This window comes from Clostridium sp. TJA032 (assembly GCF_058310275.1).
Window position 1 is genome coordinate 637451 of the sequence record NZ_JBZEFB010000001.1, and the last position, 13529, is coordinate 650979.

General features: G+C 29.2%; 11 protein-coding genes. All 11 read right to left on the reverse strand.

Annotation, left to right across the window (positions count from 1 at the left end; translation table 11 throughout):
* Positions 1-179: 179 nt before the first annotated feature.
* The 11 genes from gadC to AC4FRL_RS02910 all read right to left on the reverse strand — a co-directional run bounded on the left by gadC (position 180) and on the right by AC4FRL_RS02910 (position 13517).
* Positions 180-1637 carry a glutamate/gamma-aminobutyrate antiporter gene (gene gadC / locus AC4FRL_RS02860; RefSeq protein ID WP_491138584.1) on the reverse strand — a complete coding sequence of 486 codons (1458 nt, stop codon included), beginning with the start codon at positions 1635-1637 and terminating at the stop codon, positions 180-182.
* Positions 1638-1955: 318 nt separating this feature from the next.
* Positions 1956-3494, reverse strand: coding sequence for a 2,3-bisphosphoglycerate-independent phosphoglycerate mutase (gene gpmI, locus AC4FRL_RS02865; protein ID WP_491138585.1), 1539 nt, complete (start codon positions 3492-3494; stop codon positions 1956-1958).
* A 123-nt stretch (positions 3495-3617) separates the two neighbouring features.
* The gene (gene tpiA, locus AC4FRL_RS02870; RefSeq protein ID WP_491138586.1) at positions 3618-4364 is read right to left on the reverse strand and encodes a triose-phosphate isomerase; all 747 of its coding nucleotides are present in this window, start codon (positions 4362-4364) and stop codon (positions 3618-3620) included.
* A gap of 221 nt (positions 4365-4585) precedes the next feature.
* A complete protein-coding gene (locus AC4FRL_RS02875; protein WP_491138588.1) occupies positions 4586-5779 on the reverse strand; it encodes a phosphoglycerate kinase in 1194 nt (397 codons plus the stop codon).
* Between the two features lie 141 nt (positions 5780-5920).
* Entirely contained in the window at positions 5921-6919 is a 999-nt protein-coding gene (gene gap / locus AC4FRL_RS02880; RefSeq protein ID WP_491138589.1) for a type I glyceraldehyde-3-phosphate dehydrogenase, read from the reverse strand.
* A gap of 90 nt (positions 6920-7009) precedes the next feature.
* Positions 7010-8044: a sugar-binding transcriptional regulator gene (locus AC4FRL_RS02885; RefSeq protein WP_491139517.1), complete on the reverse strand. Its 1035-nt coding sequence runs from the start codon at positions 8042-8044 to the stop codon at positions 7010-7012.
* Between the two features lie 212 nt (positions 8045-8256).
* Positions 8257-9636, reverse strand: a complete 1380-nt coding sequence (gene rpoN, locus AC4FRL_RS02890; RefSeq protein ID WP_491138591.1) for an RNA polymerase factor sigma-54 — start codon at positions 9634-9636, stop codon at positions 8257-8259.
* Positions 9637-9848: 212 nt separating this feature from the next.
* Entirely contained in the window at positions 9849-10616 is a 768-nt protein-coding gene (locus tag AC4FRL_RS02895; protein WP_491138593.1) for a hypothetical protein, read from the reverse strand.
* A complete protein-coding gene (locus AC4FRL_RS02900; protein ID WP_491138594.1) occupies positions 10603-11175 on the reverse strand; it encodes an ECF transporter S component in 573 nt (190 codons plus the stop codon). Before AC4FRL_RS02900 ends, AC4FRL_RS02895 begins: the two co-directional genes overlap by 14 nt.
* A gap of 321 nt (positions 11176-11496) precedes the next feature.
* The gene (locus AC4FRL_RS02905) at positions 11497-12564 is read right to left on the reverse strand and encodes a BMP family lipoprotein (protein WP_491138596.1); all 1068 of its coding nucleotides are present in this window, start codon (positions 12562-12564) and stop codon (positions 11497-11499) included.
* 113 nt (positions 12565-12677) lie between these two features.
* On the reverse strand, positions 12678-13517 hold the full coding sequence (locus tag AC4FRL_RS02910) for a DegV family protein (protein ID WP_491138597.1): 840 nt from the start codon (positions 13515-13517) through the stop codon (positions 12678-12680).
* Positions 13518-13529: the final 12 nt, after the last annotated feature.

Here is a 13529-nt window from a genome sequence, read left to right on the forward strand (position 1 = left end):
TTTATTCTTTACTTTTCTAATAAATTTTATGCCTTAATTTTAAGGTATTTTTAATATTAATAATATGATTTAAATCACATTATTGAAAATGATTATCATTAATCCTTTTCTTTAACTTCATAAAAAAGGCTCTCCTAAAGAAAATTTAAAAACTTATTTAGGAGAACCTTCTTATAAATTTAATCCTTATGTCTTAAGACAGCAGGGGGAGTGTTTTGTTCATGGGAGTGCATATATCTTTGACATAAGTCATAAATTGCAAAAGGTAATATTAAAGAAACTAAATAGCTAACTATAAGAATCCACATATACTCATGGGATTTACTTAAACTTCCTGCAATAGATGCTGGTGGTACAAAGGATATAAAAAATGCAAATATTGAAGTTAAAAGCCCAACTATAGAAACAATTAACTTAACAGGTTTTCCTCCTGGCATTTCATAAGCACCTTTTAATCCTTCTCCTAAGATAGCTTTTATATATCCTACAAAAAATAGTATATATCCACTTAAATATATAACAACTGTTAAAGACATGGCAGCTAAAAATGAAAGATTACTTCCACCAGCTCCAAAGGTTAAAACAGCTGCCCATATACTAACTATTACACCCTGTGCAATAACTAAATATACTGGTACGTCATGTGCATTTGTTTTAGCCCAAGATTTTGGTATAGCCCCTTCCTCTGCTGCTATAATCATTCCTCTTGTAGGTCCTACAACCCAAGAACTAACCTCTGCAATTACTCCAAAGGCAAGTAAAAGGGCTATTATCTTAACTAAAATTCTATTGTTTGCTGTAAAGTGTCCTAATAAAACTGCAAAGGTTTGCACAACACCTGCACTTAAATTTATCTTATCCTCTGGTATAACTGCTGCTATAGAAAGTCCTCCTAAGGTACTTACAACAATTGCTACTATAACTAATAAAAGCATTGCTAAAGGATATTCCTTTTTAGGATTTTTCATTTCATTTGCATGAGTTGCAGAAGCTTCAACACCCATATAAGATAATATAAAGGAAACAAAAACAACTAATGTATCAATTTTTGAGAAATCTGGAACTAATTTATCCTTACTAGATATGTATATAGGATTTCCTTTTGCTATATATATAAGAGATAATATTATTAAAATAGCAGCTGGAAGAAGAATTCCTATAACAAAACCTATCTTAGCTATTTTAGCAGTATATTTTGTTCCTCCAAATTGAGATAAAGCTAAAACCCAAAATATAACTAAAACGCCTATAAATTTTATAAGTGGATTACTGTTTAAAGCAGGCCAATCAAAAACATAGGATAAAGCTCCTAAAATAAAGTAAATCATTGTTACAAAACCTACTGTTATTTCAAAAAACTCAAAAAACAGATTTGCAAAACCATATTTTTTACCTAAGTTTTTTCCTGTCCAAGTAAAAACACCACCTTTTTCCCATCCATCTACAGTAGCCATTTCTGCTGCACATAATGCAACTGGGATAAACCACAAAAATCCTCCTAAAAGCAAATAAAATACTAAGTGCAATTTAGATGTTGCAAAGGTTGGATACTCATAAACAGCCATTACCATAGAAGCTGTCATAGCAAAAAATCCAAATAGTGTCAATGATTTTTTTGGTGCTCCTTCCTCTTTCATTTAAACTCAACTCCTTTTAAGTTATTTGATTAGCTCAAATAAATCAAAAGTTAGTTCCTTCAGTAAGAAGTAAGAAACTTTTAAATTTATGAGTTATAAATTTTAATATTTTATTAACACTTTATTTATATATATTATACCTCTTTTTCTATTCCCTGTTAAATGTTTTCATAAAATATTCCAAAGTAGTACTTTATCAGGAGTTTAATTTTTACTTTTATATTTTATATATATAAAAATTATTTTAATGATAATTTATTTTTAATATAAATAAAAAAGAAGATGCCTTCTAATTAGAAAACATCCTCTTTATATAAATTATTTATTTAAAAGACAAGTTCCTGTCATTTCTTTTGGTACTTCTAAGCCCATAACATTTAACATAGTTGGAGCTATATCAGCTAATTTTCCACCAGATTTTAATGATTTTCCTTCAGCTTCTTTTGATACCCATAAGAATGGTACAGGGTCTGAAGTATGAGCTGTCATTGGTTTACCAGTTGAGTAATCTATCATTACTTCTGCATTACCATGGTCAGCAGTTATGAATAAAGTACCATCTTTTTCTAATACTTTATCTGCAACCTTTCCTAAACATTCATCAACAGCTTCTATAGCCTTAACAGCTGCCTCTTGAACACCTGTGTGTCCTACCATATCTGGGTTAGCAAAGTTTAATATAATCATATCATATTTATCTTCATCTAATCTCTTTAATAATTCATCAGTTACTTCATAAGCACTCATCTCTGGCTTAAGATCATATGTAGCAACCTTTGGTGAAGCTATTAATGCTCTATCTTCATTAGGATTTGGTTGTTCAACTCCTCCATTAAAGAAGAAAGTTACATGAGCATACTTTTCAGTTTCAGCAATTCTTAATTGATTTAATCCTTTAGAAGCAACATATTCACCTAAAGTATTTGCATAACTTTCTGGTCTATATGCAACATCTACACCTTCTAAAGTCTTGTCGTATTGAGTCATACAAACAAAGTTTACATGTAATTGCTTTCTTTCAAAGCCTTTAAATTCAGGGTCTACAATAGCTCTAGTTATTTCTCTAGCTCTATCTGGTCTAAAGTTAAAGAATATTACTGAATCACCATCTTTAATTCTAGCAACTGGGTGTCCATCTTCCTCAATTACTGTAGGTAAAACAAACTCATCAGTCTTGTTATCATGATAAGATTTTTCTATAGCTTCTATAGCTGAAGAAGCTTTTTCACCTTCTCCTAAAACCATAGCATTATAAGCTAATTGTACTCTTTCCCATCTGTTATCTCTATCCATTGCATAATATCTACCACTTATAGTAGCTATTTCACCAACACCAAGTTCTTTCATAAAGTTTTCTAATTCAACAATGAAATCTTTACCTGATGAAGGAGCAACATCTCTACCATCCATAAATGCATGAACATAAACTTTTTGAAGTCCTTTTTTCTTAGCTAACTCTAAAAGTCCTTTTAAGTGGTCTATGTGAGAGTGAACCCCTCCATTTGATAATAAGCCCATTAAGTGTAATGAAGTGTTGTTTTCCTTAGCTTCATCCATAGCCTTAACTAAAGCTTCATTTGTGAAGAAAGTTCCTTCTTTTATTTCCTTAGTTATTCTAGTTAACTCTTGGTATATTATTCTACCAGCACCTATATTTAAATGTCCAACTTCTGAGTTACCCATTTGTCCTTCAGGAAGTCCAACTTCTAAACCTGAAGCTTGTAATTCTGTATGTGGATATTTATTATATAATCTATCATAATTTGGCTTTTTAGCAGCTAATACTGCATTACCTTCTTTATTTGGAGAAATTCCAAATCCATCTAGTATCATTAACATTACAGGTTTTTTACTCATAATAACCCTCCAAAACTAAATTTCTATTTATACATTTATTATAATGTGTACCTAATTAAAAAACAATAGCAATAGACAATTGGTATTACTTGCCTATTGCTACTATTTAATTACTAATATTGATTAGTAGTTTACGATTTTAGCAAAGTCATCTGCAACTAAGCTAGCTCCACCAACTAAAGCACCATCTATGTCTGATTTAGCCATTTGCTCAGCTATTGTATTAGGCTTAACTGATCCACCGTATTGGATTCTTACTTTGTCTGCAACTTCTTTACCAAACATTTCAGCAACCATAGCTCTTATTGCAGCTATTGTTTCATTAGCTTGATCTGATGTAGCAGTTTTTCCAGTTCCAATAGCCCAGATTGGTTCGTAAGCTATAACAACTTTTTCAGCTTGCTCTTTAGTTAATCCATCTAAATCAGCAGTTATTTGAGCTTTTATAACTTCATTAGTAGTTCCATTTTCTCTTTGCTCTAAAGTTTCTCCACAGCAAAGGATTGGAGTTAAGTTATGCATGAAAGCAGCTTTAACTTTTTTATTGCAAGTTTCATCTGTTTCGTTGAAGTATTCTCTTCTTTCGCTATGTCCTATTATAACGTAATCTATGTTCATAGCTTCTAACATTCTTGGAGCTATTTCTCCTGTGAATGCTCCTTTTTCTTCAAAGTGCATGTTTTGTGCACCTACTTTTATGTTTGTTCCTTCAGTAGCTTTTTTAACAGCATCTAAACAAACAAAAGTTGGGCAAACAACAACTTCACATTTAGCATCTTTAACTAATGGCTTTAATTCTTCAACTAATTTTAAAGCCTCATCTATTGTATAGTGCATTTTCCAGTTTCCTGCGATTATTGGAGTTCTCATCTATATTCACCTCTATTAATATTTTAAATATTAAATAATACTATAAGGCTTTATACCTAAAATATTATTTCTCTAAAGAACTTAAAAAACTTAAAAGCTTTTAAAAGTCTTTAGCATAAGAGGGCTAAGTTTTAATGAAATTAATTTCATTAAACTTAGTCCTACCTTATAAAACAACAATCTTTATACTTCAATCTAATTTTTCTACTTTAAAACTTAAATTATTTATCGTTTAAAGCAGCTATTCCTGGTAATACTTTTCCTTCTAAGAATTCTAATGAAGCTCCACCACCAGTTGAGATGTGAGACATTTTATCACCAAAGCCTAAGATATTTACAGCAGCTGCTGAATCTCCACCACCTATTATAGTAGTAGCATTTGAATCAGCCATAGCTTTAGCAACAGCTATTGTTCCTTTGTTGAAGTTTTCAAATTCGAATACTCCCATTGGTCCGTTCCAAATAACTGTTTTAGCATCTTTTATAGCTTCAGCGTATATAGCTTCAGTTTTTGGTCCAATATCTAATCCCATGAATCCTTCAGGAATGTTTTGGTCCTCAGTAACTACAGCTTCAACATCTTTAAATTCTTTAGCTATTCTATGGTCTACAGGTAATAATAATTTAACCCCTTTGTCCTTAGCTTTAGCTAACATTTCTTTAGCGTATTCAACTTTATCTTCTTCTACTAATGAACTTCCTACTGTGTATCCTTGAGCTTTTAAGAATGTATAAGCCATTCCTCCACCTATTATTAAAGTATCAACTTTTTCTAAAAGGTTGTTTATAACATTTATTTTATCTGAAACTTTAGCTCCACCTAAGATAGCAACAAATGGTCTCTCAGGACTTTCTACAGCATCTCCTAAGAATTTAAGTTCTTTTTGAATTAAGTATCCACATACAGCTGGATTTAAGTACTCAGTTACTCCAACTGTTGAGCAGTGTGCTCTATGTGCAGTACCAAATGCATCATTAACAAACATATCAGCTAAGCTAGCTAATTCTTTTGAGAACTCTTCTCCATTTTTAGTTTCTTCTTTTCTGTATCTTGTGTTTTGAAGTAAAACTACATCTCCATCTTTCATTTCAGCTACAGCTTTTTTAGCATTTTCACCAACAACATTGTCATCAGCTGCAAATACTACTTCTTTTCCAAGCATTTCGCTTAATCTCTTAGCTACAGGTGCTAATGAAAATTCTGGTTTTGGTTCTCCCTTTGGTTTACCCATATGTGAGCAAAGGATTACTTTAGCTCCATTGTCAACTAAATATTTAATAGTTGGCATAGCTCCATTTAATCTGTTTTCGTCAGTTATAACACCATCTTTTAATGGAACGTTAAAGTCACATCTAACTAAAACTTTTTTACCTTTTACTTGAACGTCTTCTATAGTCTTTTTATTGAAGTTCATTATATTCACCTCTTAAATAATATTTTATAATCACCTTTAATATAAAGAAAAATCATTTATATGTTAAAGTAGTCTGGCCTCATAGCTTTAACTATAAAACCAGACCCTTTATATAATCAGTCTAAATATTTAATTTTAAAATTACTTAGAAACTAAGCATTTTAAAGTTCTGATTAATTGGTTAGTGTATGAAGCTTCATTGTCATACCATGAAGCAACTTTAACTAATTGTTGTCCGTCAACTTCCATTATCTTAGTTTGAGTTGCATCGAATAATGATCCGAAGCTTATTCCGATAACGTCTGATGATACTATTGGATCTTCAGTGTATCCAAATGATTCGTTTGAAGCAGCTTTCATAGCAGCGTTTACTTCTTCAACTGTTACTTTTTTGTCTAAAGTACAAACTAACTCAGTTAATGAACCAGTTATTACAGGTACTCTTTGAGCGTTTCCGTCTAATTTACCAGCTAATTCTGGGATAACTAAACCGATAGCTTTAGCAGCTCCTGTTGAGTTTGGAACTATGTTAGCTGCAGCAGCTCTAGCTCTTCTTAAATCTCCTTTTTTGTGTGGAGCATCTAATGTATTTTGGTCATTAGTGTAAGCGTGGATTGTAGTCATGAAACCTTTGTTTAATCCGAAGTTATCATTTAAAGCTTTAGCCATTGGAGCTAAGCAGTTTGTTGTACATGAAGCACCTGAGATAACATCTTCGCTTCCATCTAATATGTTGTGGTTTACGTTGTAAACAACTGTTGGTAAGTCATTTCCAGCTGGAGCTGAGATAACAACCTTTTTAGCACCAGCAGTTAAGTGAGCTGAAGCTTTCTCTTTTGATGCGAAGAATCCAGTACACTCTAATACTACGTCTACTCCTAATTCTCCCCATGGTAATTCAGCAGGGTTGCTTTTTGCAGTTACTTTGATTTCTTTTCCGTTAACTACGAAAGCTCCTTCTTTAACTTCTATTTCACCATTGAATCTTCCTTGTGCTGAATCGTATTTGAATAAGTGTGCTAAAGTTTTAGCATCAGTTAAGTCGTTGATTGCTACAACCTCAAATTCTGGGTTGTCGATCATTAATCTTAATGCTAATCTTCCTATTCTTCCAAATCCGTTAATAGCTACTTTTACCATTATAAATACCTCCTAAAAGATGTTGTTTTTTATATATAAAATATTTAAAAATATTTTAAACAAAGTTATTTTTAGAGATTTAATATATTTTTATTCATCTCTACTTAAAAATTTTAAAATTTCCTCAGCTGCTCCCTCATCAGTTATAAGAACAGCATTTTTATTGCCATAAACTGTAGTTAAAATGGCTTCTGCCTTATTTCTTCCTCCAGCTACAGCTATGTGATTTTTTATTTGTCTTAAATCATTTATTGCAACCCCTAAAGTTGGCATTACATAAACGACTTCTGATTTATCATTAAAATAGCAACCTAAAGCTTCTCCTATAGCACCTAAATCTAAAAGCTTAATAACTTCTTCTTTAGGAACTCCTCTTTTGTTTGCCATTTTTTTAGCTTGACCTATACCATATATTAGCATATCTGCACTTTTAATATTTTGTATAAGTTCTTTCATGTCCTCTTGCTTCATTAAAGCATCCATAACTTCTTTGCTTATGTTATCTGGGACATGTAACATTTTATAGGTTCCATTTAACTTTTTAGCTAAATTTGCAGCTATTGTATTTGACTGCGTCTCAACCTTTTTACCCATACCACCTCGTGCAGGTACTACTAAGATATTTTTAAGATTTGCCATATCAGGTAACTCATCTATAACTTCTTTTACGGTAGTTCCTCCAGTTACAGCAATTGTATAGCCATCTTTAATGATATTCTTAGAATAATTTGCAGCGGCTTTTCCAAGCTCTTTTATGGTATTTTCATCCTCACTGCAGTCTCCTGGAACAACAATTACCCGTCTTATATGAAGCATATCACATAATTTCTTTTCAAGGCTAGATAGTCCCTTTATTTCATGTATAAATCCTTTTAAAGATTCTAGCATGAATTCTCCCTCTGGAGTTACAGACATGCCTGGAGTGTTTATTTCTATAAGGTTTTGAGATTTTAAAAAACCTATTTCTGTTCTTACAATTCTTTCACCTAAATTTAAATTGTTTGCCAAGGCTCTTCTTCCTATTGGCTGATTATAATAAATTGTTCTGATTATATTGTATCTTTTAACTAATAGTTCAACCATTTCAGGAACTATTATCTTTTGCAATTTTAAAATCTCTAGCAAACTTAACAACTCCTTTGGACATTCTAAGTCCCACTTGCTTCTCAAATGTCCCGCATGTTTATTATAAAACATATCAAGAAAAAATTAAAGGGTTTTTAGAAAATTTTTTCTTATTTTTTTAAAATATATAAAAAAATATAGGTAACTGCCTAAAAGCCTCTATATTTTTTCATTAAAATTTTCCCTAAAAATCAAGTTAAAATCCTAGGTAATTAAAATCTTTTTCTTTTACTAGAGGCTTTAATTCCTAACTCCTCTCTATACTTAGCTACAGTTCTTCTTGAAATTTTTATTTTTTCCTTTTCATTTAAAAAATCACTTATATCTTTGTCTGAAAGTGGCTTTTCTTTATTTTCCTTCTTTATTATTTCCTCTATTTTTAACTTTATATTTTCTGTAGACTCTTCTTCTTTTCCCTCTTTACCTTTTAAGGACTTTATGAATAAATCCTTTATTTTTATAGTTCCTAAAGCTGTTAAAATATATTTATCTCTTATAGCCCTTGAAACCGTAGACTCATGCATATCTAATTCTTTTGCAATATCTTTTAAAGTCATTGGCTTTAAATATTTTATACCCTTTTTAAAGTACTCCTCTTGTTTACTTAAAATACACTTTAAAACTTTATATAAGGTATTTTGCCTATTTTCTATGCTTTTAATTAAAAATAAAGCACTATCTATTTTTTCTTTTACATATTCCTTTTCATAATTATTTTCTTTATCTTTATTTAATATTTCCTTGTAAATTGGATTTATAGATAATCTTGGAAGAGTATTCTCCTTCATTATTACAAAAAACTCTCCATCAATTTTTCTAATTTCTGCATCTGGAATTAAAAAGCCAACTTCTTCCCCTGTATAAAAACCTCTAGATGGTTTTGGCTCTAAAGATTTTATTATATCTCCATATCTTTGAGTCTCCTTTAAAGATATACCTAACTCCTTTGATATAACTTTATATCTATTATCGCCTAAGTCATCTAAATGATTATTTATAATTTCTTTTAGAAAAGAATTGTATAAACCTTTTCTTTTAAGCTGTATTTTTAAACATTCCTTTAAATTACGAGCTCCAATTCCTAAGGGCTCTAAATTTTGTAAAATCAAAAGTGCTTTTTCATATAATTCCTCAGAACAGCATAAATCTTCCATAACTTCTTCTTTCTTTATGTCTAAATATCCTTTTTCATCTAAGCATTCTACCATGTAATAGCATAGACTTCTTATGTAATCTTCTATAGGAAGTTCTAATAACTGCTCTTTTAAATAATCCTTTAAGGATTTTTTATTGCTTATAAAGGTAAAGGGTGATATTTCATCCTCATTATACTCTCCATAACTTTGAGAACCATAGTTATCTGACTCTAAATATTTTATTAACTCCTTATATTCTATTCTATCTTTTTCTTCTTTTCCCTCTTTTATATTCTCATAATTTGCTTCTAAAAGAGGATTTTCTAAAAACTCCTTTTCAATATACTCCCTTAATTCATAGGTTGGCATTTGCAAAATTCTTATTGAAAGTTGCATATTTTGAGTCATAATTAGCTTTTGTGCTTGAGTTAAGTTTAAATTAAAATCCATTAACATATGTATATCACCTAAAATATATAGTTATAATTTATTTGTCTTTTATATTTTAACCTTTCTTTTTTAATTATCTACTAAATAAATTTATTTTTCAATAATTTAAAAATCTTGCTAAAATAAAAAAGGACCTTTAAAAAGATCCTTTCCTTATGAAAAATTAAAAATATTTTAAATTTAATTCCTTCTTTTAAAGATAGCTATAACTCTAATATTTAAACTATATTTCCTATTTTCTTTATGGGAACATTTATGTCCCTTTTTAAAGAATCAAAAGAACTTTCTTCTAAAATAAATAATAAAGCTGTAGAAGGTCCTGCAGATTTATTTAAAAAATCTCCCTTAGCTTTTATATCTATTTTTATAAAATTACTTTTTTCTAATTCTCTTATTTCATGAAGAATTCCCTTTGAGCCAATTGGTAATATATCTTTTACAGCCTTATTCTTCATTAATAATTTAAGTTCTTTAAAGGTTGCAATTTCTCCTAAATCATTTTCTATATCTTCAATAACTTCTTGTCCAACCTTCGGCAATCCTAAAAGACATATTAAATCTCCTTCTTTAAAAGAACTTTCCCTGTTTTCTATTTTTTCTCCTATTACTGTAAGACCTAAGAAGGTTTCATAGGTTTTAAAGTTATCCTCTGTACTTCCTGTTATACATTCTTCTAGTTTAAATTCATCTAAGAAAAATTTTTCATCATTATATTCTTTTATAGCTTTATTTATACCCTTTATTATCTTTTCCCCTCCATTTTCCATAGACATTCCTAAGTTATTTATTATAACTAAAGGTTTTGCTCTAAAGGATAAAAGTTCAAAAAGGCATACTCTAGAAGAAAAGTATGAAACTATTTCATTTTTAACTTTTACAAAATCTCCTTCACACTCTCCTATACCACCACAGCTATCACAAGCTATTACTAAGGTATTTTCTTTATTTTTTAGTAAAGTTAAATCTCTAAACTTAGATATTTGCATTTTTTAATCCTTTGCTAACTATAAAAGCTATAACTATATTAACTAAACTTGCTAAAGTAAGTGGTAATCCTAAAAGTTTTAAAAAATCTAAAGGGGCAACTCCTCCTAAGAAATAATGAATAAATTCCCCAGTTATAAGAGTAAATACTACTCCATTTAAAAGAGTACCAATAATCCCTGCTAAGATAACTTTTCCCTTATTAAAGATAAAAGATGTTATATAAACAACTATAAACATTTCTATAGCTATTAAAATATGTACTGGTAAACTTAAAGGAAAACCTGTTCTTAAAGCTACAAATAAATGAGCTAAAATACCTATTATTCCTCCAACCACAGGTGATATTATTATCCCTCCAACAAAAGCTGGCATAGAATCTAAAGCTATACTAGAGAATATAGGAAAATTTGCTAATATAACACTTATTGCTATAAGCATAGCAGAAAAACATAAACTTTTAAGGTCTAGTCTTTTTTTCTCCTTTGTAAAAATCATTGTTTTTTCTTTTTCGAATTTCTTTTTACTAGAATTAACAGATTTGTCTTTAGTAAAATTCATAGGTCTTTTCCCTCCTAAATAAAATTTCTTCCTAATTTAATTTTAAAAATTTATTTAATATTCTTTTAATCTCTTTTATTAATAAGCTTTTTAAAATTAAATTTAAATATTTTAGAAAATAAAACTTAACTTCTTTTTAAATTTAATACTTAAATAAAATAAAAAAACTGGCATAGACTTTTAACCATACCAGTTAAAAAGATTTCTCTTTTATTTTATTAAAGGTATAAAATTTATTTTTAAAAGTTTAAGCTTTTATTTTCACTTTATAATTGCACAATTTTCTGTCTTTTGTCAACCTTATTGTTAATATTTATTTAACTAAATTTTAAAATTTTCAACTTCATCTAAGCTACTAGGTATATTAATTCTTCCCTTTATAATATCTTCTTTATATTTATTAAGCTTAATTAAAGTTTCCTCTTTAATTAAAGAAGTATTTATTTTACCAATTTCAATTCCTTTATCTCTTATGCCAAGTTCCATTTGATTTTTAGGTCCTGCTTTAAAATCACTATTTATAATCTCCTTTGCACTTTTATAAAGAGCAACATCTAAGTTTTTTATAGTAGAGGTTAATATAAAATCACTATACTCTGGAAATTTTTTTGCCCAATCAATATCAGAACCTATAGCATATTTCCCTTTATCTTTAGCTACTTTAAAAAGCCCTTTTCCACCTTCTCCTGCTACCTCAAATATTATATCTGCTCCCTTATCATATATATTTTTTGAAAGAAGCATACCCTTATTTTCATCTTTAAAATCCCCAATATATTCTATTAAATTTTCTTCTATTATATTTTTATAAGCTTCTTTATTTGAAAGCTTTATTCCTGATAAATAACCAGATAAAAAGTCTTCCATTAATTCATTCTTAGTAGCTCCTAGAAAACCAACCTTATTTGTTTTAGTTGTTTCTCCTGCAATTATCCCCATTAAAAAAGCTCCCTCTTCATTTTTAAAATCTATAGATTTAACATTTGGAAGATTAGATATTGTATCAATTATGGCAAAATTTTTCTCTGGATAATCCTTAGCTACCTTATTTAAACTATTTAAAAATTTAAAGGAGGAAGCAAAGGTTAAATCATTATTTTTTGCAGCCTCTCTTAATTTTTTCTCATAATCTTTTGAAGAAATAGTATCAAAAATTTCAATTTTTGCCCCATATTCCTTTTTTATTTTCTCTAAGCCTTCCATAGCTAAATCCACAAAGTAATTATCTTCCTTAGAAAAATCATCTCTTACTAAGGCAAAATTATACTTTTTCTTCTCCATAAAGCTTATTCTTTTTAATTTTATTCCTTCTTCCCTAGAACAACCTAAAACCATAGAAGAAAGAATTAAAACAAAGAAAATACCTTTTAAAAATTTCTTAAAATTCATTTCACCCTCTCCTTTTTTTCTTAATAAAACTTATTATTTTCTTTTAAAATAAAATTTATGTAAGAAAAAAGTATAAAAAAAAGAAGCTCAATATTCTTGAGCTTCTTTTTATTTTAATAGTCCTCTACATAAAATAATCCAATTACCTTAGGTCCTGAATGAATAGCTACAGAACACCCTAAGGAAAGTTTTATATATTCAATATTATTGCTTTCTAAATATTCCTTTATAGGTATATAAATATCCTCATTTTCAAGTTCAACTAAAACTATAGGCTCTCCAGTTTTTTTAGCTATTGAATCAAACTGTTCAATCATTGCCTTAACCATCTTTTTAGTTCCTCTTATCTTACCTTGAACATTCATCTCGCCTTCTAAAATATTAAGCATAAGTTTTATACCTAAAGCATTTACAAATAAGGCTTTTCCCTTTGAAAGTCTTCCTCCTCTTACTAGGTTATCTAAACTTTCAAAAGCTATAGTACTTTTAATATGATTTCTATATTCTAAAATTTCCTCTTCTAGTTCTTCTAAAGTTATTCCTTCTTCTATTAATCTAGCTGCTTTTAATACAATTAATCCAAGACCAACAGTTACACTTTTTGAATCTATTACGACTATATTATCACTTTCTAATTCCATCTTAGCTAAACATGCTGATTGATAAGTTCCACTCATCTTAGATGAGATGTGTATAGATATAACCTTATACCCCTTTTCTAAGTAGCTTTTATACTTTTCTATAAATCTATTTGGAACTATCTGTGCTGTAGTTGGAAGAGCATTTTCAGCTTCTATTCTATCCATCATAGCATCTACTTTTATCTCAATACCATCTAAATAGCTCTCTTCTCCAAAGTTTATTAACATAGGCATTACATCTATGTCATACTTTTCTATAATCTCCTTAGATAAGTCGCAAGTACTATCTGTTATGATCTTTATTTTATCCAAAATATATTTCCC